Origin of the sequence: Novosphingobium sp. (assembly GCF_049240505.1) — a bacterium.
Lineage (GTDB): Bacteria > Pseudomonadota > Alphaproteobacteria > Sphingomonadales > Sphingomonadaceae > Novosphingobium.
In genome coordinates this window covers 114,191-134,309 of record NZ_JBMLSM010000005.1, presented here as the reverse complement: position 1 = coordinate 134,309, position 20,119 = coordinate 114,191, and the positions used below count along the sequence as shown (strand labels likewise).

General features: G+C 62.8%; 21 protein-coding genes. 17 read left to right on the top strand and 4 right to left on the bottom strand.

Annotation, left to right across the window (positions count from 1 at the left end; all coding sequences use genetic code 11):
• Nucleotides 1-166: 166 nt before the first annotated feature.
• The 5 genes from ACOVQ0_RS00805 to ACOVQ0_RS00785 all read left to right on the top strand — a co-directional run bounded on the left by ACOVQ0_RS00805 (nucleotide 167) and on the right by ACOVQ0_RS00785 (nucleotide 3,861).
• Nucleotides 167-742, top strand: a complete 576-nt coding sequence (locus ACOVQ0_RS00805; protein ID WP_421878829.1) for a hypothetical protein — start codon at nucleotides 167-169, stop codon at nucleotides 740-742.
• A gap of 36 nt (nucleotides 743-778) precedes the next feature.
• Nucleotides 779-2,545: an SLC13 family permease gene (locus ACOVQ0_RS00800; protein WP_421878826.1), complete on the top strand. Its 1,767-nt coding sequence runs from the start codon at nucleotides 779-781 to the stop codon at nucleotides 2,543-2,545.
• Between the two features lie 76 nt (nucleotides 2,546-2,621).
• Nucleotides 2,622-2,909 (top strand): CopG family ribbon-helix-helix protein, encoded by a 288-nt coding sequence (locus tag ACOVQ0_RS00795; protein WP_421878823.1) that lies wholly within the window; start codon nucleotides 2,622-2,624, stop codon nucleotides 2,907-2,909.
• Nucleotides 2,906-3,190 (top strand): type II toxin-antitoxin system RelE/ParE family toxin, encoded by a 285-nt coding sequence (locus tag ACOVQ0_RS00790; RefSeq protein WP_421878820.1) that lies wholly within the window; start codon nucleotides 2,906-2,908, stop codon nucleotides 3,188-3,190. The genes ACOVQ0_RS00795 and ACOVQ0_RS00790 overlap by 4 nt, the downstream gene beginning before the upstream one ends.
• Nucleotides 3,191-3,252: 62 nt before the next feature.
• Nucleotides 3,253-3,861, top strand: coding sequence for a twin-arginine translocation pathway signal protein (locus ACOVQ0_RS00785; RefSeq protein ID WP_421878817.1), 609 nt, complete (start codon nucleotides 3,253-3,255; stop codon nucleotides 3,859-3,861).
• Between the two features lie 168 nt (nucleotides 3,862-4,029).
• Here the strand turns inward: ACOVQ0_RS00785 and ACOVQ0_RS00780 are convergent, their stop codons facing one another.
• Nucleotides 4,030-4,800, bottom strand: a complete 771-nt coding sequence (locus ACOVQ0_RS00780) for a M48 family metalloprotease (RefSeq protein ID WP_421878813.1) — start codon at nucleotides 4,798-4,800, stop codon at nucleotides 4,030-4,032.
• A gap of 158 nt (nucleotides 4,801-4,958) precedes the next feature.
• Between ACOVQ0_RS00780 and ACOVQ0_RS00775 the strand changes: the two genes are divergently transcribed.
• From ACOVQ0_RS00775 to ybaL, 3 genes are all read left to right on the top strand, one after another.
• On the top strand, nucleotides 4,959-5,372 hold the full coding sequence (locus tag ACOVQ0_RS00775) for a hypothetical protein (RefSeq protein WP_421878810.1): 414 nt from the start codon (nucleotides 4,959-4,961) through the stop codon (nucleotides 5,370-5,372).
• Nucleotides 5,373-5,430: 58 nt separating this feature from the next.
• Nucleotides 5,431-5,733, top strand: coding sequence for a hypothetical protein (locus ACOVQ0_RS00770; protein WP_421878808.1), 303 nt, complete (start codon nucleotides 5,431-5,433; stop codon nucleotides 5,731-5,733).
• Between the two features lie 76 nt (nucleotides 5,734-5,809).
• Nucleotides 5,810-7,462, top strand: a complete 1,653-nt coding sequence (ybaL, locus tag ACOVQ0_RS00765) for a YbaL family putative K(+) efflux transporter (RefSeq protein ID WP_421878805.1) — start codon at nucleotides 5,810-5,812, stop codon at nucleotides 7,460-7,462.
• Between the two features lie 40 nt (nucleotides 7,463-7,502).
• On the opposite strand, the gene ACOVQ0_RS00760 is transcribed toward ybaL, so the two are convergent.
• Nucleotides 7,503-9,587: a TonB-dependent receptor plug domain-containing protein gene (locus ACOVQ0_RS00760; RefSeq protein ID WP_421878802.1), complete on the bottom strand. Its 2,085-nt coding sequence runs from the start codon at nucleotides 9,585-9,587 to the stop codon at nucleotides 7,503-7,505.
• A gap of 105 nt (nucleotides 9,588-9,692) precedes the next feature.
• Nucleotides 9,693-10,865 carry an aminotransferase gene (locus tag ACOVQ0_RS00755; protein WP_421878800.1) on the bottom strand — a complete coding sequence of 391 codons (1,173 nt, stop codon included), beginning with the start codon at nucleotides 10,863-10,865 and terminating at the stop codon, nucleotides 9,693-9,695.
• A gap of 79 nt (nucleotides 10,866-10,944) precedes the next feature.
• On the opposite strand from ACOVQ0_RS00755, the gene ACOVQ0_RS00750 reads away from it, so the two are divergent.
• The 8 genes from ACOVQ0_RS00750 to ACOVQ0_RS00715 all read left to right on the top strand — a co-directional run bounded on the left by ACOVQ0_RS00750 (nucleotide 10,945) and on the right by ACOVQ0_RS00715 (nucleotide 17,519).
• Nucleotides 10,945-11,889: a rhodanese-related sulfurtransferase gene (locus ACOVQ0_RS00750; RefSeq protein WP_421878796.1), complete on the top strand. Its 945-nt coding sequence runs from the start codon at nucleotides 10,945-10,947 to the stop codon at nucleotides 11,887-11,889.
• A gap of 200 nt (nucleotides 11,890-12,089) precedes the next feature.
• Complete coding sequence (locus ACOVQ0_RS00745; RefSeq protein WP_421878793.1) at nucleotides 12,090-12,608, top strand: flavin reductase family protein; 519 nt, start codon at nucleotides 12,090-12,092, stop codon at nucleotides 12,606-12,608.
• Between the two features lie 13 nt (nucleotides 12,609-12,621).
• Complete coding sequence (locus tag ACOVQ0_RS00740) at nucleotides 12,622-13,251, top strand: nuclear transport factor 2 family protein (protein WP_421878790.1); 630 nt, start codon at nucleotides 12,622-12,624, stop codon at nucleotides 13,249-13,251.
• 1 nt (nucleotide 13,252) lies between these two features.
• The gene (locus ACOVQ0_RS00735) at nucleotides 13,253-14,329 is read left to right on the top strand and encodes an alkene reductase (RefSeq protein ID WP_421878787.1); all 1,077 of its coding nucleotides are present in this window, start codon (nucleotides 13,253-13,255) and stop codon (nucleotides 14,327-14,329) included.
• 139 nt (nucleotides 14,330-14,468) lie between these two features.
• Entirely contained in the window at nucleotides 14,469-15,266 is a 798-nt protein-coding gene (locus ACOVQ0_RS00730) for an SDR family NAD(P)-dependent oxidoreductase (RefSeq protein ID WP_421878784.1), read from the top strand.
• Between the two features lie 7 nt (nucleotides 15,267-15,273).
• Nucleotides 15,274-16,446, top strand: coding sequence for an acyl-CoA dehydrogenase family protein (locus ACOVQ0_RS00725; protein WP_421878781.1), 1,173 nt, complete (start codon nucleotides 15,274-15,276; stop codon nucleotides 16,444-16,446).
• 66 nt (nucleotides 16,447-16,512) lie between these two features.
• On the top strand, nucleotides 16,513-17,004 hold the full coding sequence (locus ACOVQ0_RS00720) for an Lrp/AsnC family transcriptional regulator (RefSeq protein ID WP_421878778.1): 492 nt from the start codon (nucleotides 16,513-16,515) through the stop codon (nucleotides 17,002-17,004).
• A 14-nt stretch (nucleotides 17,005-17,018) separates the two neighbouring features.
• Nucleotides 17,019-17,519, top strand: a complete 501-nt coding sequence (locus ACOVQ0_RS00715) for an Lrp/AsnC family transcriptional regulator (protein WP_421878774.1) — start codon at nucleotides 17,019-17,021, stop codon at nucleotides 17,517-17,519.
• Here ACOVQ0_RS00715 and ACOVQ0_RS00710 read toward each other — a convergent pair.
• A complete protein-coding gene (locus ACOVQ0_RS00710) occupies nucleotides 17,516-18,184 on the bottom strand; it encodes a GntR family transcriptional regulator (RefSeq protein WP_421878771.1) in 669 nt (222 codons plus the stop codon). The genes ACOVQ0_RS00715 and ACOVQ0_RS00710 overlap by 4 nt on opposite strands.
• 177 nt (nucleotides 18,185-18,361) lie before the next feature.
• Here ACOVQ0_RS00710 and ACOVQ0_RS00705 point away from each other — a divergent pair, with 177 nt between their 5' ends.
• Nucleotides 18,362-20,062: a CocE/NonD family hydrolase gene (locus ACOVQ0_RS00705; protein WP_421878768.1), complete on the top strand. Its 1,701-nt coding sequence runs from the start codon at nucleotides 18,362-18,364 to the stop codon at nucleotides 20,060-20,062.
• Nucleotides 20,063-20,119: the final 57 nt, after the last annotated feature.

Genomic DNA, 20,119 nt, shown 5'->3' with positions numbered 1-20,119 from the left:
AAGTGCACCTAGATGCACCTAGCTGCACCTACGAGAGGGCAAAGGGCCGTTCGTGACACTTTGCCCTCGGGCAGAGTGTCACAGAGGACAAATGTTGGATTTCTGGGATTGAGGGTCACGGAAGGGATTCACAGGAATCCCGATATGTGCTTTCTTGAATCACGAAATGTTCCATTCAGCGATCCTGCCCGGCCCATCAGAGATGTCGCTCCTGCTCGATCGACTTGCGCAGGTCAGCAGCAGGCCGCGTTACGCCTTCATGGTGCTCAGCCTGATCGCGGAAGTGAGCGACGCCAATGGTGAGGCGGGGCCGTTCGTGCGGCGCGGTGCCAAGCAGTTCACTTTGCGCGATTTTCTGTGTGATAGCCTTGCCCCGATGGGCGGGCGCGATCCCCGACGCATCGCGCTGGCAGAGCGGGTGAAATCCGACCTGATCCTTGAAGACCGGATGCCCGAAGACGCTGCTGCCGCTGCCGCGCTGGTGGAGGAAGAAGTGCGGGAACGGGTGCGGGCCTCTGGCAAGACCAACCTAAGCCGGGCGGTGTCCGAACTGGTCGGGGCGGGGCTTTTACGGCGCTATTACAAAGGCTTCGCCGTCGATCACGAAAATCGCGGCGGCCAACGACACGCGGTTTATGTGCCGCAGGGGCTGGCGTGCTGCCTTCTCCCCCAACGCCAGGTCGCGCCGCCGCCAAGACCGGCGCGCAAGGTGCCGGTGCAGGGCGAACTTCGTTTCGGATGATGGGAACCTGAACAGCGGTTAATCATTGTCGCTGTGATGACGCAGCCCCAATGGCTTTCGCTGGCCACTCTCGGCGGGATGATGGCCCTCTTTCTGTGGGGCCGTTTCCGGTATGACGTAACCGCCGTGATCGCGCTGCTGGCCGCCGTGGCCATCGGCGTCGTATCGCCAAAGGCCGCGTTTACAGGCTTTTCCGACGATATTGTCGTAATCGTTGGGTCTGCGTTGGTGTTGTCTGCCGCCGTCCAGCGATCGGGCGTGATCGAGCGGCTGTTGCAATCGCTGGCCCAGCGGATCAAGCGGCCTCAAGGGCAGATGCTGGTGCTTTCCGCCGCTGTTGGCCTGGCTTCGGGTTTCATCAAGAATGTCGGCGCGCTGGCGATGCTGATGCCCGGCGCGGTGCAGATGGCGCGGAAAAACCACGCTTCGCCCTCGCTCTATCTGATGCCGATGGCTTTCGCGTCCTTGCTCGGCGGGCTGACCACGCTGATCGGCACATCGCCCAACATCATCGTGTCCCGCGTGCGCGAAGAGATGACCGGCGAGCCGTTCCGCATGTTCGATTACCTGCCGACCGGCCTTGCGCTTCTGGCGGTAGGGCTGGTTTTCCTGAGCTTTGGCTGGCGGCTGCTGCCGACCAACCGCAACGCCGCGCAAGGGATGGACGAGGCGATCAACATATCGTCCTATGTGATCGAAGCGACGGTGAGCGATGGTTCGCCCGTGGCGGGTCTGACCGTGGCAGAGTTCCGCGACCGGCACGAGGGCGAGGTTGAAGTCACTGGACTGGTGCGCGGGGACATGCGCGGCGCGGTAGACCCGGCGACGCATATTTTCGAAGCCGACGTGCTGATCCTCAGCGGTGAACCTAACACGCTGGAGCGGGTGGTCGGGGCCGAGCGTCTGGTTTTGCGCGGCGAAGACGACGATGAAATTGCGAACGCCGATAGCCTTGGCGTGATCGAAGCCGTTATCCATGCCGATTCCGCGCTGATCGGCCGCACGGCGCGGCGAATGCAAATGCGCGACCGCCTCGGGATCAACCTGATCGCCATATCGCGCGAGGGTGAGACGATTGCCAGCAAGCCGGGCAATACCGTTCTGCAAGCTGGTGACGTGATCGTGCTGCAAGGCCCGCTGGAAACTATGCCCGCACGTCTTGGCGAAATGGGCGCGCTGCCACTGGCGCAGCGCAAGATTGGCCTTGGATCGCGCAAGTCCCGCTGGCTGCCGCTGGTGATCCTTGCTGCTGCGATGGTGGCCGCAGGCAGTGGCTTCATGCCCGCCGCGCTGGCGTTTTTCGCTGCAGCGGGTCTGACCGTGATCACCGGAGCCCTGCCTGCGGATGAAGCCTATAAAGCCATAGAATGGCCGATCCTGATCATGCTGGCGGCGCTGATCCCGGTCAGCGAATCCCTGCAGACGACCGGCGCTTCGGACGTGATCGCAAAGCTGCTGGCCGACCTTGCCGTGCAACTTCCGGCGTGGGGTGCGGTGGCCCTGATCCTTGTGGCGGCGATGGCGGTTACGCCGTTCCTGAACAACGCGGCGACCGTGCTGGTCATGGCGCCGATCGCGGCGGTCTTTGCCGAACAGTTGCACTATCGCCCCGAAGCCTTCCTGATTGCGACGGCGGTGGGGGCCGGGTGCGATTTCCTCACGCCGATTGGGCATCAGTGCAACACGTTGGTGCTGGGGCCGGGCGGCTATCGCTTTGGTGATTATGCAAGGCTGGGCGCGCCGCTATCGGTACTGGTTGTGGTGATTGGAACACCGCTGATCCTGTGGGCTTGGCCGCTTTGAAGCAAAGCAGTGATGTGTTACAAAAGGTGTGCATTGGCCATACATGGCACTTTGCATGTAGCACAGGAGCCGCGTAATGGGCGAAGCGACATTCACATTCCGGGTCGATGACAGCCTGAAGGAAGCCTTTGCCGAAGCGGCCAAGGGGCAGGACCGCACCGGCGCGCAATTGCTGCGCGATTTCATGCGCGAATATGTGAAAGAACAGCGCGAGGCGGCGGAGTATGACGCCTGGTTCCGGCGTGAGGCGCAGATCGGGCTGGATCAGGCCAAAGCGGGGATGCTTATTCCCGGCGAAGAGGTGGAGGCGCATTTTGCCGCAAGGCGGGCTGAACTACGCAAAAGACTGGCGGCCAGCGAGTGAAGGCAATCGTCTGGACTCCCGAAGCGATGAAGGATCGCGACGGCATTTTCGACAGAGTCGAACAGTCCAATCCACACGTTGCCGAAGCGCTGGATACAATGTTTGAGGAGAAGTGCGCGCCACTCGCCCGCCATCCGGCGATGGGCCGCCCCGGACGTTTGCCGGAAACACGCGAACTCGTGGTGCATAGCAACTACGTCCTGCTCTACACCGTTACGGATGATGCCGTGGTCATCCTGCGTCTGCTTCATGCACGGCAGCGCTGGCCGGGTGCCGAATGACGTATTGTAAAGCGCGGGTTCCCTGCAGTTAGTTTGCCATCGGTTTCGATGGAGCACGGGCAATGCGATTGGCGGTGGTGGGAGCAGGGTTCGCTCTGGCAATGATGGTTCTGGCGGCGCGGCCCGCTGGCGCCCAAACGGGCCAGCCCAAGTCGGCTCCGGCGCAGGTGTCATCGTTGGTGCCCGCCGAATTTGCCGTACCGACGCACGTGGAAGGAGTCGGGTTCAGGCTGGTGCCGCTCGGTCCCGCGCTCGTGAAGATTGATTTCGATGCCTATATGTCATCCATCGAGCATTTGCAGAAGACCTTTACCCGCAGCACCGCATGGCCGCACGCCGCGCTGTCTGCCGCCGATGCGATGCAGGACATGGAGAGCGAGCAAGCGCGGTTTCAGGCGCGCAAATCCTTTGCCTATGCTGTGCTGACGCCCGATGGCACGCGTGAGCGTGGCAGCGTCTATGTTTCACCCGGTCCGGTTGCAGGTTATGATGCGATGGTGCGTTTGTGGGTGACCAAGGCGGAATATGACGCCGGCTTCGATGCGGAACTTTATGCCTGGGTGCGGGCTTGGGTGGCGAAGGAATGGCCTTTTGCCAAAGTGACCTATCCGGGCCGCGCGATTGCGTGGGATGAATGGGATGCGATGGTGAAGGCGGCGAAGAGTGGATGACGGTGTGCGTGCCCATCCCGTTCGCATACTGCATCCTTATCATCGTCACCCCGGCGAAGGCCGGGGTCCATTTCTCCGCAAAAGCTGCAGCCTGATTGGCGAAATGGATCCTGAACCAAGTTCAGGATGACGGAAGGAGGATATGCGAGGGGACCGTAGGTTACCCCGTTACTTGATCTTTGCGCGCATCCGCTTTGCCCGCTGAGCTGGGTCGGGGTGCGTTTTCAGCAGGCCGATACCGCCACCACCACCGAGCGCTGCCAGTTTGTCCATCGCGGAAGGGCAGGCTGCTTGAGGATAGGCCTTGGCTGCCATGAAGGACAGTGCGTAATCGTCAGACGCGGTTTCTGCAGCCTGTGAATGCTGTGCGCTGATCACGTTCTGGATCAGCCCGCCAAGTTCGGAATTGGCAATCCTGCGCACGCCGCTGCTGGCGGTGCCCGCCACGCTGAGCGCGGCATCCTGTTGCAGCGCCAGCTTCAACCGTTTTTGCCCGTGGCCGAGCTTCACGTGCCCGATTTCATGGCCGATCACGCAACGCACTTCATCATCGGTGAGCTTGTCCATCAGCCCGGAATAGACCCGCACCGTGCCATCACCCATCGCAAAGGCGTTCACATCGCTGGCGATGTATGCCTTGATATCGAGATTCAGCCCGTCATAGCTGGTCAGCCCGGTGGTCAGCTTGGCCAAGCGCACGGCATAAGGGTTCTTGGCCGTGGCCAGCGTGTTCTGCCGGTCCATTTCATCGGACATTTGCGAGAAATAGGCGACGATCTGCTGATCAGAAACCGTGGCAGCCTGCGCCACTTTCTTTGCCGAACCCAGAATATCGCCAAAGCTTTGCGAATGGGCCGGTGCAAACAGCGCCAAGCTGGCCAATCCTGCTGCGGTGAGAAGCGAACAAAGGCTGGTCTTTGGTTTGATGTTCTTGCGCATGACGTGCCCTTTTGTCTTGCTGGCCCCATTGGCTTGCCGGATATCCACCGTTCAGCCTTCGGACAAGGCGTGCCAGGGCTTGTTCGCAAAGATCAAATCGGAAATGGCGTGAATTTGTTGCTGGCGGGAACCAAATCCGGCTTCGTGCGTGTAGATCAGTGATCCACACCGGGTTCCCCGCCAGTCTGGCCCGCAAACAGGGAGTGCAAGTGCCGCCCAGCCGCCCGCGCCTTTATCTGCCTCGCCTTGTTGTGCTTCGTCTGCTGACGCTGTTGCTGCTGGCAACGATTGGTGTGCAGGCAAGCGAACCGGTGCGGCCTTTGCAGCACAAGGCGGGTTCGGCATTCAGTGCAGCGACGGCTGACGTGGCCATCGTTGGTTCGCGGCGGGCGGTGGTGGATAAATTCGTCCCGGTGCCCATGCCGTTCGTGATGCACAGCGCGCCTGTTGTTGCGACCTTGGCGCTGCTGGTTGTCCTTCTGGTCCTGAACCGGCCATATTCGACCGGTCCACCGTGCCTTGCGCGGCGAAAACTTCGCCCTGCGCCAGCAAGAGCACCTCCTCTTCCCTGAATCGCCGCGCCGGTGCGCGCCATCGCGCGCCCGTTTTCCCCGATTCAGGAGCAATGTGATGACCACTATTGCCAAGGGCGATTCCGCCGCCGCAGTCCGCCGTGCCCATATCGAGGCGGCGCTTTCACGCTATCCGCATATCGAACCCGATACACTGGCCGATCTGCTCCACTGGTTCCGCAAGGAGGCCAGTGCCATCGATCTGCGCGTCGTGGCCGCCGACCCAAGGCTGGAGGCGCGCTATCAGGCGTTCAAGGCCGATCATCTCGACAGATTGCATGGCGCAAACCTGTTCTGGATCGCCGCAGCCGCGCTTTCGGCAGGAATGCTGGCGCTGTGGACATTCTGGGATGTGCTTTGATGTTTCAGCGGCCCGCTACGAATACCGCCCACGGCCCTGATGCCGTCGCGGCCACCATTATCGTTCAAGGAATACCATGCCCCACCACACTCCGCTGATCGGCACTATCGTTGCCGGTCTTGTCGTCGCTTTCATCATGGGCGCGCTGGCGCACCGGTTGCGGATATCGCCACTGGTCGGCTATCTCTTTGCCGGTGTGCTGATCGGCCCGTTCACGCCCGGCTTCGTGGCCGATTCCGGCCTTGCCAACGAACTGGCCGAACTGGGCGTGATCCTGCTGATGTTCGGCGTGGGTCTGCACTTTTCGCTGCGCGATCTGCTGGCGGTAAAGAACATCGCGGTGCCGGGCGCGGTGGTGCAGATCGCCGTGGCGACCGCATTGGGCGTGGGGCTTTCGTGGGCTATGGGCTGGTCGTTGGTGACCGGGCTGGTGTTCGGCCTGTCGCTTTCGGTGGCGAGCACGGTGGTGTTGCTCCGCGCTTTGCAGGGGCACAAGCTGGTCGAAACGGAGCAGGGCCGCATCGCGGTGGGCTGGCTGATCGTCGAAGATCTGGTGATGGTGATCGCCATCGTGCTGCTGCCGGTGCTGGCCGAGATCGGGCGAAGCGGCGAGGTGACCGGTAGTGCCATCGCCTATACGCTGGGCGAGGCGGGGCTGAAGGTCGTGGGCTTTGTGCTGGTGATGCTGGTGGCGGGCAAGCGGATCATTCCGGGTGTGCTGCACTGGGCCGCGCATTCGGGATCGCGCGAACTGTTCCGGCTTGCCGTGCTGGCCATCGCGCTGGGAGTGGCCTTTGGCGCGGCCTTCATGTTCGACGTCTCATTCGCGCTGGGGGCGTTCTTTGCGGGCATGATCCTGGGCGAAACACCATTGAGCCGCCGCGCCGCCGAAGAAACGCTACCGCTGCGTGATGCCTTTGCGGTGCTGTTCTTCGTATCGGTGGGGATGCTGTTCGATCCTGCCGTGGTGGTTGAACAGCCGCTGCCCTTGCTGGGCACGGTGCTGATCATCCTGTTCGGAAAATCGCTGGCAGCCTATCTTATCGTCAAGGCATTCGGCCATCCGCACCGCACGGCGATGGTCGTATCGGCCAGCCTTGCGCAGATCGGCGAGTTCTCGTTCATTCTGGCGGGCCTTGGCACAGGGCTTGGCCTGATCCCGCCCGAAGCGCGCGATCTGGTGCTGGGTGGCGCGATCATCTCCATCCTTGCCAACCCTATCATCTTCTCGTTCGCAGCCGGATCGATGGCAAAGGCGGGGCAGGTTGCCGCGCAGCGCGCCGCAGCAATGGAGGAACAGCGCGAGGCAGAGCGGCGCGAGCATCTGATCCTTGTCGGCTATGGCCGGGTGGGCAAGCTGGTTGCTGCGGGCACGCGCGAAGCCGGGCGCGCCATCGTGATCGTCGAGGATCAGGAGGACATCGCCCGCATCGCCCGCGCCGATGGCTTCCCCGTGGTTTCAGGCAATGCGGCCAGCATGGACACGCTGCGCGAGGCGGGCATTCTGGAAGCCAGCAAACTCGTTATCGCCATCCCCGAAGGGTTCGAGGCGGGCGGCGTGGTGGAAAACGCGCGCAGGCTGAATGCTGCGGTTTCCGTCATCGCCCGCGCGCATTCCGATGCCGAGGTGAAGCACCTGAAGGACCACGGCGCGCACAACGTGGTGATGGGCGAGCGCGAGATCGCTGGCCGGATGCTGTCGTTGCTGGCGGATATGCGGCGAGGCTGAAAATGGCGCGGAAGGGCAATTTAGCCCCTTCCGCGTCGGATCAGAACCTTGCCCTGCCGCTGATGAAGAAGCTGCGGCCCGGTTCGGGGAAGCCATCGGTCAGCACGTAGTTGGCGTCGAACAGGTTGCGCACGCCCGCGCCCAGTTCGATGCCATCGGTCAGGGTATAATCGAAGCGCAGGTTGGCCAGCACATAGCTGCCGGTTTCGTAGTAGACTGGTGTCGCCGCTGTGGTGGAGGTCATGCGGTCTGAAGCGATGTCGACGCTGGGCAGGATCGACAGGCCGCTGACCGGCTTCCAATTGGCATAGACGAAGGCTTTGTGTTCGGGCACGCCGGTCAGCGCGAAAACCGGGACGAGGGTGCCGGGGGCTGCGCCGGTGATATCGAACGTGCGATGCGTCCAGGTGTAGTTCGCGCCCAGTTCCAGCGCAGTGCCCACTTGCGCGGTGAAGGACGCCTCTGCGCCGTAGTATTTCGCATTGCCGAGGTTCTGGCGCTGGGTGGAATTTGCGGGGAATCCGGCGGGACGGACCGAGACGATGGCGTCCTGAATATCGCTGTAGAACAGCGCGCCTTCCAACTGGATCGCACCGAAGCGGCGGCTTGCGCCGAGTTCGTAGTTGGTTGCCCGCTCTGCCTTGAGGCCGGGGTTGGATGCGGCGGTGCCGAACTGCGTGCTGAACCGTTCGAAGATCGTGGGAAAGCGTGCGCGCGAGGAAATGCTGGCGTTTACCCGCGTGTCGGCATCCGGCGTCCACAGCAACTGGCCGTGCGCGTTGAATGCACCGGCATTGGCAATCGGGTAGCTGAAAATGCGCGCCGCGCCGCCGGTGGGAGGCGTGCCGTATTCCTCGGCGCGGCTGAGATCGCGCCAGTCGTAGCTTGCGCCCAGCGTCAGGCTCAACGCTGGGGTGAATGCAAAGCGGTTCTCGGCGGCGATGCTGTAGGTGTCCTCGACATTGGTCTGCGGCGGTTCGGTGGTGCCAGAGGGGAAGCCCTGCTGAAATTCGACATGGCTGTCGCGGCGATAGTGGGCGGCGACCGTCAAGCGATCGGCGCTGCTGACATCGACGCCGAGTTCGGCGGACCCGCCCCAGGCTTCGTCCTCGTAATAGGAATTGAAGGCGCGGCCCAGTGTCTGCGTGGTTTGCGTGCGGTCGTTGAAGGAACGCAGCAGGTTGTCGAACGTGTTGTAGTAGGCGCGCGTCTTCAGCGTGGCCCGATCACCTAGCGCGGTGGTGGACAGGAAATAGACGCTGGCGATATTCCAGTAGGGCCATGACCAGAAGCGTTGCGCCGAAAGCGCATCGGTGACGTGGAGCGGCGCGTTCTTTGCGCCTTCCTGCCGGGTGTAGCTGATCGTGTATTCATCGGTGGCGTTGGGGGTGAAGCCCGCCTTGACGTTCAGCCGCCAGTCCGCCGTCCGGGTGAACTCGCGCTCGCCCCCATCCTCAGCCGAGCCGGTGACAGGCGCGTAATCGCTGGAAAGATCCCAGCGGTCCTGAAAATTGCGGGTGAACGAGGCCTGCGCATACCACTTTTCATGCGCGGTGCCGATGCGGCCATAGACCGAATAGCCGGCATAGTTCGCGCCGCGATCGAGATTCAGCGTGCCACGCGCTTCGCCTTCCAGTGCGCGGGTGGGGCGCGACGTAACGAGATTGATCGCGCCGCCCATCGCGCCCGGCCCGTCGAGCACCGAAGCATAGCCCTTGGCGACCTGTACTTCGGCCACATCGGAGGTGAGGAAGCGCCCGAAATCGAGGCGGTTGTCGGCAGGCAGGTAGACGCGGATGCCGTCGATCGAGAGCGGAACCTGAAACCGGTCAAACCCGCGCACGAAGATCAGCCGTTCGTTGCGTGATCCACCGCTGTTCGATGCGGCCACGCCGGGCATCACGTTTACCGCTTCGTCGAGCGTTTGCCGGTTGAAGCGATAGATGGCCTCGGCGGTCAGCGTTTCGCCGCTGATCGCGATGCCTTCTGCCGGGACGGCGGTGACGATGATCTGCCCGAGCGTGAAGGCGCTGACGGTGTCTTTTGCTGTGTCAGCTTCTTCGGCATGGACCGCTTCGGGCATGGCAAGGGCGCTCGCCAGAGCGAGGATGGAAGTGGCGCGCATGAAACCCCCTGTCGTTCGAAGTCGCTGGTTGCGACTCTCTATATCTTGTCAAATATAGCTAGGGGCATGATTGGCAAGGGCCTTGATCGGCAACGGCTTGTGGTTTCAGGTGGTGATGCGATCCCGCCACCTTGCCAGCCGTTCCACGGCCTCGATCAGCATGGCTTCGGGTTTGCAGTGGCACAGGCGGGCGATGTGGGTGGGTGCGTTTGCCCCTTCCCACAGGGCCGAGAGGGGGATGGAAGCGACGCCAGCTTTGTTCACGGCGCGCATTGCAAACGTGCGGTCGTCCAGCGGGATGCCTGAGGCGGGGAGATCGACGCAGGTGAACCATGTGGCCGAGCTTGGCAGCAGGACAAAGCCTTCGCGCGTCAGGCCTTCAAGCAGGCAGGCGCGGGTTTCGGCCCAGCCGGCGGTGCAGCTTTGGGCGATGTCCGGTCGGTCCAAGGCTTCGGCCACGGCCCATTGCAGCATCGGCGGGGTGGTGAAGGTGAGGAACTGGTGCGCGCGGCCGACCACGGCGGCAACCTGCGGCGCGGCAACGATCCAGCCGACTTTCCAGCCGGTTGCGCCGAAAATCTTGCCCGCCGAGCCAATTTTCAACGCGCGGGTTTCCATTCCGGGCTGGGCCAGGAGCGAGGCGTGGCGCTGTCCATCGAAGCGGACATTTTCCCAAACCTCGTCGCAGATCGCGAAAAGATCGTGCTGCACGCAAAGCTCTGCCAGCATCGCAAGGTCTGCGGCGCTGGCGACGGTGCCGGTGGGATTCAGCGGATCGTTGAGCACCAGCGCGCGGGTCCGGGGGGTGATCGCGGCCTCTATTGTGGCGCGGTCATAGCACCACAGCGGCGGGGATAGCGCGATGAACACCGGCACACCACCCGCGCGGCGGACCAGCGGGGCGTAGGCGTCATAAGCAGGTGAGAAGAGCAACACTTCGTCGCCGGGCTGAACCACGGCGAGGATGGCTGAGGCCACCGCCTCGGTCGCGCCGGAGGTGACGATGACGCTGGTCGGCGACAGGTCCAGCCCTTGCGTGCGGGCATAGAACGCGACCACCGCGCGGCGCAGTTCGGGCAAGCCTGCCATTGGCGGATACTGGTGCGACTGTTCGGCGCTGGCGCGGGCAAGTGCATCAAGCAGCGCGAGCGGCGGCGGGCCATCGGGGAAACCCTGCCCCAGATTGATCGCGCCGGTTTCTCGTGCGAGGCCAGACATTTCTTCGAAGATCGTTACCGGCATTTCGGCATAGATCGGGTGGAGGCGTGGCGTGGTCATCGGCGAATGCCTAGCCGTTGGGCTGCGCCCGATGCAATGCGTCTGGCGATTTTCGGTGCAGACGCTAAAGGGCCGAGCCATGCAGACCAACCAGCCCATTACCGTCGCCGCGCTCTATCGCTTTGCGGTGATTGCCGATCCGGCGGCACTGCGCGATGCGCTGGATGCGCTGTGCAAGGCCCAAGGCATCAAGGGCACGCTGCTGGTGGCGCGCGAGGGGATCAACGGCACGATTGCTGGAAGCGCGCAAGGCATTGCCAGTGTTGTGGATTTCATCCGCGCACAACCTGATTGCGCCGAGGTTGACGTCAAGTATTCGGGCGCGGCAGAAATGCCGTTCTACCGCATGAAAGTGCGGATCAAGCGCGAGATCGTGACGATGGGGGAACCGGACATCTATCCGCGCGCCAGCGTTGGCACCTATGTTTCGCCGCAGGACTGGAACGCGCTTATCGCCGATCCCGAAACCATCGTGATCGACACGCGCAACGACTATGAGGTCGATGTCGGCACGTTCGAACGCGCGATCGATCCGCGCACGCGCACCTTCCGCGATTTTCCCGCATGGTTCCGGGCAGAGCGGGAGCGCCTGCTGGGCGAAGGCAAGGCTCCGAAAGTGGCGATGTTCTGCACCGGCGGCATCCGGTGCGAGAAATCGACGGCGTTCCTGAAAGCCGAAGGGGTGGATGAAGTCTACCACCTGAAAGGCGGCATTCTGAAGTATCTTGAGGAAGTGCCGCCATCCGAAAGCCTGTGGCATGGCGAATGCTTTGTTTTCGACGAGCGTGTGGCCGTGGGGCATGGGCTGGCGCAGGGCAGCCATGTGCTGTGCCGGGCTTGCCGCCGCCCGGTGAGCGAGGAGGGGCGGGCTTCGGACCTTTATGAGGACGGTGTTTCCTGCGCGGCCTGTTATCATGAACGTACCGATGAACAGCGTGCATCGGCGCGTGAACGTGACCGGCAGGAGAAGCTGGCGCGAGCGCGGGGCGTAGCGCACATCGGTGCGGTGCAGGGCGTGGCCTGACAGGGCGCCGCCGCCGCATTTTTCTTCATTGTCAAAAAATACGGCTGCGGCGAAATCTGTTGGCCTTGATGCGCTATGTACGCTGAATTTTCGCTTCTATCTTTTCATTTGCGTAGAAATATGATTATTCAATAGCGCAAATATCGAAGATTGCCGAGATTCGCCCTGCACTCGCGGATCGATGGCCGAGGGGAGCGAGATTGACCCAGACAACATCCGCGCTCGACGCACAGCTCAAGCGCGTGCTGCGCTTCATGCCCGCGCCGGTTGGCATCGTTACCAGCTTCGATCCCGATAGCGGGGAGCCGGTTGGCCTTGCCATGTCGGCGCTGATGCCCGTTACGCTCGATCCGCCGGCGATGGCCATCTGCGTCAACCGGTCTGGCTCTGCGCACGATGCCATGATCCGTGCGGGCCGGTTCTGCATCAATCTGCTGTGTTCGGAACAGGACGGCCATGTCACGCCCTTTGCCGATCCCGCCGCACGTAACGCGCGCTTTTCGCAGGACGATTGGCGGCAGCATATCCACCATGCGCACAACGGAGTCTGGTTCATCGAAGGCGCACCGGCGGCAATATTCTGCACCATCCGTGAACGCATTGCCTTTGGCACCCACGATCTGCTGGTGGGCGAAGTGGATGATCTGATCGCGTCGGGCAGCGACGATATCCTAGGCTGGGCCAATGGCGCGCTGTGCCGCCCCGCTCCTCTATCCTGAAAGCGCTACGCATATGACCGAGGCTTCCCTGCTGGCCCGTATCGACCGTCTGGAATCGCTGGATGCGATCCGCCAACTGCCCGCCAAATATTCGCTGGCGCTCGACATGCGTGATGGCGATGCCTGGGTGAACCTGTTCCCCGAAGACGTGCGCGTTGGCGGCGGCAAGAGCGGGCGCAAGGCGCTGCGAGACTGGTTTGACGAAACGCATTCGATGCAGTTCGACGGCACCAGCCACCATATCGGTGGCCATGTGATCGATTTCGACGATGCCGATCACGCACAAGGCGTGGTCTATTCCAAGAACGAGCATGAATGCGGCGCGGATTGGGTGATCATGCAGATGATGTACTTCGATCAGTACGAGCGCATCGATGGCCGCTGGTATTTTCGCCGCCGCCTGCCGCTCTATTGGTATGCCAGCGATCTGAACAAGCCGCCGGTGGGCGACCGCAAGATGCGCTGGCCCGGCGTTCCGCCCTATCACGGCAGCTTCCACGATCTGTTTCCCAGCTGGAAAAGCTATTGGGCCAGACAGGGCCAACCGCATGATGGGCCGGTGGAACCGCCCGCGCCGCTGGAAAAGTTTATCGAGACGATGCGCCGTGGCGCGCCGCTTCCCAAGCCCCGCGTGCGGAGTTGAGATGATGGCAGATCTGTTCTCCCCCGTCCGTCTTGGCGCACTGGAACTGGCCAACCGTGTGGTCATGGCACCGATGACGCGCGACCGCGCGGGGCCAGATGACGTGCCGACCGACCTGATGGTGGAATACTACCGCCAGCGCGCCTCTGCCGGGCTGATCGTGACGGAAGGCACGCAACCTTCGTCCACGGGCAAGGGGTACTGGCGCACGCCGGGCATCCATTCGCCCGAACAGACGGCGGGCTGGCGCAAGGTGGCCGATGCCGTCCACGGCGAAGGCGGGCGCATCGTGATGCAACTGATGCACGTTGGCCGCGCTTCCGTGCGGGCCAACAAGGCTGCGGATGCGGAAACGGTTGCGCCCAGCGCGATTGCCTGTCCCGATCCCATTCCGGGGCCGGATGGCGTTCCGGTTCCCACCGAAATGCCGCGCGCGCTTGCCGCCTATGAAATTCCGGGGGTGATTGCGGAATATGTGGCCGCAGCGCGCAATGCCCGTTCTGCCGGGATGGATGGCGTGGAACTGCACTGCGCCAGCGGATATCTGCCGATGCAGTTCCTTTCGTCGAACTCGAACCAGCGCAGCGATGCCTATGGCGGATCGGCAGAGAACCGCGTGCGCTTTGTGGTTGAAGCGCTGGCTGCGCTTGGTGCCGCCATCGGCCTGGACCGCGTGGGCTTTCGCATCTGTCCCGGCGTGACGTTCAACGGCATGGCCGATGCTGATCCGGCGGAGACTTATGCCACGCTGCTGCGCGCGGTGGATGGCATGGGCCTGGCCTATTGCCACCTGATCCACATTCCCAACGCGGGCTTCGATGCGCTCGATCTGGTCCGGGCAAACTGGTCTGGCCCGGTGATCGAGAACTGCGGCCTTACCGCCGAAAGCGCCGCAAAGGTGATCGCCGAAGGAAAGGCCGATGCCGTCTCGTTCGGCTATGCCTTCATCGGCAATCCCGATCTTGTGGAGCGCCTGCGCACAGGCGCGCCGCTGGCCAAGGCCGACCGCAGCACATTCTACACCGGCCAGGGCGACGATGCGCGCGGCTATACCGATTACCCGACGGTTTCGGGCTGAATGCGAATCTGTGCCAATGAGAGCCACTGAAATCCACTAATGCGCATAATATAATTACTATATTTACGCATTAACTTGACATGACAGGGCATTCAGGCGCATTCGCGTTGAAAGCACAGGAATCGGGAGAAGCGTTGCGATGTCTCAGACTGGCCATCAGGACATGACCGGAAAGGTCGCCATCGTTACCGGCGGAAGTGACGGGATCGGACTTGCCACCGCCCTGCTGCTCGCCCGGCGTGGTGCCACGGTAATCATCTGCGCCCGGCGTGAAGACAAGCTGGAAGCCGCGCGCGCCCGGATTGCGCAGATCGGCACTGTTGAGGCGCACAAGCTTGACGTGTCAGATGAAGCGGCCTTCACCGCGCTGGTGGAAGACGTGGCCGCGCGTTACGGGCGGCTCGACATGCTGGTGAACAATGCCATGTCGGTCCACTACGCGCCCATCGCCCATCTGCGGCTCGATCACTGGCGCAAGGACTTTGCCGTCAATGCCGATGCGGTGTTCGTGGGCACGAAGGCAGCGATGAAAGTCATGGCCGCGCAGGAGCAGCAGGGCCGCCAGCGCGGCGCGATCGTCAACATCGCGTCCACCTGCGGTATCCGCGCTGCGCCCAACATGGCCAGCTATTCGGCATCCAAGGCGGCGATGGTCCACTTCACCGCTGCCGCTGCTATGGAAGGTGCGCCGCTGGGCATTCGCGTGAACGCCATCGTGCCGGGGCAGGTGATGACCGCCGCAACGCAGGACTATACCGAACGCGCGCCCGATGCCGCCGCGCGCACCACCGACGTGATCCCGATGCAGCGCGGGGGGCAGCCTGAGGAACTGGCCGAAGCCATCGTCTTCATGCTGTCGGACGCCGCCAGCTACATCACCGGCACGGCGCTTCCGGTGGATGGCGGCAAGGCCGCGCAACTCTATCTGCCGGGCTGATCGCGCGATGAAACTGGGATTTTCCGCCGCTGACGAGGCTTTCCGCGCCGAATGCGCCGACTGGTTGCAGGGCCAGATGGCGGGCGAATTCCGTGATATTCGCGGCGTTACACAGCTTACCACCATGCCCGAACGGCGCAAGGAATGGGAGCAGCAGCTTGGCGAGCATCGCTGGGGCTGCATCGGTTGGCCAGAGGTCTGGGGCGGGCGCGGGGCGAGCCTGGCGCAGCAGGTGATCTTTGCCGAGGAATATGCCCGCGCAGGCGTGCCGGGGCGGATCAACCACATCGGCGTAGAGCTTGCCGGGCCGACGATCCTGACGTTCGGCACCGAAGAGCAGAAGCGCCGCTTCTTGCCTGATATCGCGGCGGGGAAGACGATATTCTGCCAGGGCTTTTCCGAACCCAATGCCGGGTCCGACCTTGCCAGCGTGCGTACCAAGGGGCGGGTCGAAGATGGCCACTGGGTTGTCAACGGACAGAAGATCTGGACGAGCCTTGCCCATATTTCCGACTGGATCTTTGTGGTCACCCGCACGCAGGAAGGTTCCACAGGGCCAAAGGGCCTGTCGTTTCTGATGATGCCGATGGACCAGCCGGGCATAGATGTGCGGCCCATTCGCCAGATCAACGGCGATGCCGAGTTCAACGAGACGTTCTTCACCGATGCGCGCTGCCCGGAAGACAGCCTGATCGGTGCGCCCGGCGATGGCTGGAAAATCGCGATGGGCCTGCTGGCGTTCGAACGCGGCGTTTCCACGCTGGGCCAGCAGATGGGCTTTCGCAACGAACTGGACGAAATCGTCGCCGCTGCCAAAGCCAATGGCCGCGCTGCCGATCCTGTGATCCGCCAGCGCATCGCCACCGCGCAAATCGGTTTGCAGCTTATGCGCTATGGCGCGCTGCGGATGCTGTCCAACACAGATCATTCGCGCATCGATGGCGCGGCGCTGACCTACAAGATCCAGTGGGCCACATGGCGGCGCAGCCTTGGCGAACTGGCGATGGACGTGTTGGGGCAGGCGGGTGAGATCGCGCCGGGCCAAAGCTATGAATGGGACGTGCTGCCCAACCTGTTCCTCTACAGCCGCGCTGATACCATCTATGGCGGAACCAACCAGATCCAGCGTAACCTGATTGCCGAACGCGGCCTTGGGCTGCCCCGCGAACCGCGCGGATAACGCCTCTCATGCTCTTGCGGCGCCCGCTTGCGTAATCTACTCCCCGTTTTGAGAAGGGGACCGGATTTGAGCGAAGACAGACCGCAACGCCGCCCGCGCGGCTCCGGCTTCGACGATATCGATCGCCGCATCATCGAAGTGCTTGCGCGCGATGGCCGTGCGCAAAGCACCGCGATCGGAGAGGAGCTGGGCCTTTCGGGCAATCTGGTGGCCAACCGCATCCGCGCGATGGATGCGGGCGGCCTGATGCGCGTTGTCGCCGTTTCGGACTTCCGCATCCACGGCTATCGCATGGTTGCGCGCATCCGGCTGATGATCAGCGGTCGCCCGCCGATGGATGTGGCACGCGAACTTGCTGCGCGCGAAGACGTGTTGTCTGTCCACATCACATCGGGCCGCTATCCGGTGTCGTGCCTCTATGCCTTCCGCAACGCGCGCGAGATGATCGAGGCGGTGCGACAGGCGACGGCGGACCTTGCCGGGGTTGAGGATGTGGACGTGGAACTGATCAACAACGTCTATCGCTATGTCCCCGCCGTCGGGCCGCTGGGCGTTTGAGGGAACACATAACGATGGCATTCGAACCGCCCGAATTTCCCGCCACCGATCAGCTGGACCGCGATATCGCGCAGATGCTGGCCGATGATGCGCGCCTGTCGTTTCGCAAGATCGCGGCGGACCTTGGCGTGACCGAAGGCACCGTGCGCGGAAGGGTAAAGCGGCTGCAGAACGCGGGTCTGCTGAAGCTGGTGCCGATCCTTGATATCGATCGCGCGAACGAGAACACGACCGACGATCATGGCCAGCACATGCTGTTCATCACCGTGAAGTGCGCGAGCGGAAAGCTCGATCAGGTGCGGGCCAGTCTGCTGGCCCTGCCGCAGGTCAGCGCGCTTTACGATGCCAATGCAGCCCCGCGCCTTGTGGCGGTGTGCATCCTCGGATCCTTGCGCGAAGCTGCCGACCTGACCGACAAGGTAATTGCGCTGGATGGCATCCGCGAGGTTGAAACCGAACTCGTTCTGCAAACAGTGAAGTATAACGCGGCGATAGCGCCCATAGCCACGGTTTAGCTGTAGAACTCGTCCTCGATCCGGGCGAGGGTTTCGAAGCCGTCGCCAATGTGTTTGCGCATTGCGCGTTCTGCGCCATCGGCATCGCCTGCAACGATCAGTGCCAGCATGGCGCGGTGATCGGCGTTGGCGGTGTTCAGGCGTTCGTCGTCGTAGAAGCTTTCGAACAGCAGGCGGTGGATCGGCACGTTAAGCCGCTGGAGGTGATCGGCGATCACCTTGTTGCCGGAACCTTCCACGATCAGGCGGTGCCATTCGGTGTTCAGCCGTCCAAAACGGTCGGGCGCGCGTTCGCGCACGCAGGCATCGAGCTGCTCCTGCAAATCCTGCAGTCGCGCAATAGCGGCGGGATCGGCGTTGGCCGTGAAATCGTGCATCGCCATACCTTCCAGCGCCATGCGCGCGCGGTAGATCTGGCGGACTTCATCCAGCGTGGATGATCGGACTGAGGCTCCGCGAAACTCCTCGATCTCTACCAGCCCTTCGCCTTCGAGGCGTTTCAGCGCCTCACGAACTTTGGAACGGCTCGCCCCCATCTGGCGGATGATGTCCACCTCGACCAGTCGTTGCCCCGGCACGAAGCGGCCCGTGCGGATGCGCTGGCGCACCCAATCTGCAATTTCGGAGCCAGTTGGTGCGCGTGGTGGCTGGTCTGGAATCGGCATCGGTTATCCTCTCGCCACATCTTATCGAATGATATTGACGAAATTGTCAACAATCTCGTCATCCATTTTTCGGTTGTAAGCGCTTGCCGCATCAACGATCACGATCCCCACAAGATCGCGGAACCGAATCCGCACGGGAGAGAAAACGTGAGAGCAAGTCCCCTCGTTGCAAGCATTATGGCCGTTGCTGGCGTGGCAGCGTCGGCGGTGGTCGGTGCGGCGCAGGAATATCCCGATGTCGTGCGCACATCGGCCTATGTGCCGGTTCGCGATGGCACGCGGCTTGCCGTCAACGTCTATCGCCCGGCGCGGGATGGCGCAGCAGTGGCTTCGCGCCTGCCGGTGATCTTCGCCTTCACCCCCTATCGTGCGCGCTTTACCGAAAAGGACGGCAAGGTCGTCGAACTCGCGCTGGGTGATCGGCTTGCACTGCGCAGCCTGATCCGCGCAGGCTATGTCGTGGCCACAGCGGACATTCGCGGCAAGGGCGCTTCATTTGGTCATCGGCGTGGATTTCAGGACCGGACCGAGGCGCAGGACGGATACGATCTGGTAGAGTGGTTGGCAAAGCAGCCTTTTGCCACCGGCAAGGTTGGCATGATCGGCTGCTCCTACCTTGGCGGAACGACATTCCAGACCGCCACCACCGCGCCCCCATCGCTGAAGGCGGTGTTCGTCGGCGCGTCAGACCTCGACAAGTATGCCTTCGTGCGGCGTGGCGGCATTCCTGCGCAGTTCAACACGCGGCCTGATGAACCGCCGGAAGTCGATCTGGCAAGTGTTCCGGTGGATGCTGACGCGGATGGCAGTCTGCTGAAGGCCGCCGTGGCACAGCATGACGCGAACACCCCGATGGCGGCACTGTGGTATGGAATGCCTTATCGTGACAGCGTTTCGACCTTCACAGGCACGCCGTTCTGGGAAGAAGTTGGCGTCTACAACTATCTCGATGCCATCCGCCGCGCCGGGATCGCCACCTATTTCTGGAGCAACTGGCAGGATGAACCCACCGCGCAATCGATCCTCAGTGCAGCGAACCTGCCGGGCGCACGGTTTCTGGCAGGGCCGGGCAGCCATTGCGTGCCGCCGCCGGGCTTTGATTTCACCGGTGAGATAACGCGCTACTTCGACCAGCATCTCAAAGGCGCGGTTCCGGGCGCAACGCCGCGCGCAACCTATTGGGTCGAAGGGCTGAACGGCAAGGGCGGTTATGTAACGTCCGAAAAGCTGCCCGGCGAAGGAAGCCGTGCGCAAGGCTGGTATCTGGGCGCTGGCAAAACCGGCACGGCGCGCTCCGTCAACGATGGCGGGCTGACACCGCGTGCCGGGCGTGCGGGGGCGGACCGCTTTACCGTGAACTACGATCTGCCAGATCCAGAATACTTTGCCTTCTGGGCCAAACCGATGGACGATAAGGGGTTAAGCTATACCTCCGCCCCGCTGGCCGCGCCGGCAAAGATCGTGGGCTTTCCGGTGGCGCATCTGGCGGTTTCGGCAGACAAGCCTGATGCGCAGGTCTTCGTCTATCTCGATCAGGTTGATGCCGCTGGCAAGGCGGAAGTCGTGGCTTTCGGGCGGCTTGCGCTGTCGCATCGTATCGAAGGCAAGGCGCCCTATGCGGCGATGGGATTGCCGTTCCATCCGGGGCGCAAGGGCGATGTCATGCCGGTGCAGCCGGGGCAGGTGGTGCGCCTGAACATCGATATGACGCCGGTGGCGCGGGTGGTGCCGCAGGGCGCACGGCTGCGGCTGACCATTGCCGGGGCAGACCCGCGCCAGCGCAATCTGAAGGACATCCGGCAGAACCCGGCACCGGTCATCACGGTGCATCGCGGCGGGGCCGATGCCTCGCGGCTCGATCTGCCGATGGCGAAGTAACGTTTGAATTTACGGGGAAATAGAAGCCGCGATTGACGGCTCATAGGGAAGGAGCAA

Bases quoted from the DNA above. Each gene is read 5' to 3' on its own strand.
- ACOVQ0_RS00730 (WP_421878784.1), top strand. From the start codon at position 14,469: ATGTCTCAGACTGGCCATCAGGACATGACCGGAAAGGTCGCCATCGTT.
- ACOVQ0_RS00770 (WP_421878808.1), top strand. From the start codon at position 5,431: ATGACCACTATTGCCAAGGGCGATTCCGCCGCCGCAGTCCGCCGTGCC.
- ybaL (WP_421878805.1), top strand. From the start codon at position 5,810: ATGCCCCACCACACTCCGCTGATCGGCACTATCGTTGCCGGTCTTGTC.
- ACOVQ0_RS00800 (WP_421878826.1), top strand. From the start codon at position 779: ATGACGCAGCCCCAATGGCTTTCGCTGGCCACTCTCGGCGGGATGATG.
- ACOVQ0_RS00760 (WP_421878802.1), bottom strand. From the start codon at position 9,587: ATGCGCGCCACTTCCATCCTCGCTCTGGCGAGCGCCCTTGCCATGCCC.
- ACOVQ0_RS00735 (WP_421878787.1), top strand. From the start codon at position 13,253: ATGATGGCAGATCTGTTCTCCCCCGTCCGTCTTGGCGCACTGGAACTG.
- ACOVQ0_RS00715 (WP_421878774.1), top strand. From the start codon at position 17,019: ATGGCATTCGAACCGCCCGAATTTCCCGCCACCGATCAGCTGGACCGC.
- ACOVQ0_RS00750 (WP_421878796.1), top strand. From the start codon at position 10,945: ATGCAGACCAACCAGCCCATTACCGTCGCCGCGCTCTATCGCTTTGCG.
- ACOVQ0_RS00710 (WP_421878771.1), bottom strand. From the start codon at position 18,184: ATGCCGATTCCAGACCAGCCACCACGCGCACCAACTGGCTCCGAAATT.
- ACOVQ0_RS00725 (WP_421878781.1), top strand. From the start codon at position 15,274: ATGAAACTGGGATTTTCCGCCGCTGACGAGGCTTTCCGCGCCGAATGC.
- ACOVQ0_RS00795 (WP_421878823.1), top strand. From the start codon at position 2,622: ATGGGCGAAGCGACATTCACATTCCGGGTCGATGACAGCCTGAAGGAA.
- ACOVQ0_RS00780 (WP_421878813.1), bottom strand. From the start codon at position 4,800: ATGCGCAAGAACATCAAACCAAAGACCAGCCTTTGTTCGCTTCTCACC.
- ACOVQ0_RS00785 (WP_421878817.1), top strand. From the start codon at position 3,253: ATGCGATTGGCGGTGGTGGGAGCAGGGTTCGCTCTGGCAATGATGGTT.
- ACOVQ0_RS00805 (WP_421878829.1), top strand. From the start codon at position 167: ATGTTCCATTCAGCGATCCTGCCCGGCCCATCAGAGATGTCGCTCCTG.
- ACOVQ0_RS00705 (WP_421878768.1), top strand. From the start codon at position 18,362: ATGGCCGTTGCTGGCGTGGCAGCGTCGGCGGTGGTCGGTGCGGCGCAG.
- ACOVQ0_RS00755 (WP_421878800.1), bottom strand. From the start codon at position 10,865: ATGACCACGCCACGCCTCCACCCGATCTATGCCGAAATGCCGGTAACG.
- ACOVQ0_RS00740 (WP_421878790.1), top strand. From the start codon at position 12,622: ATGACCGAGGCTTCCCTGCTGGCCCGTATCGACCGTCTGGAATCGCTG.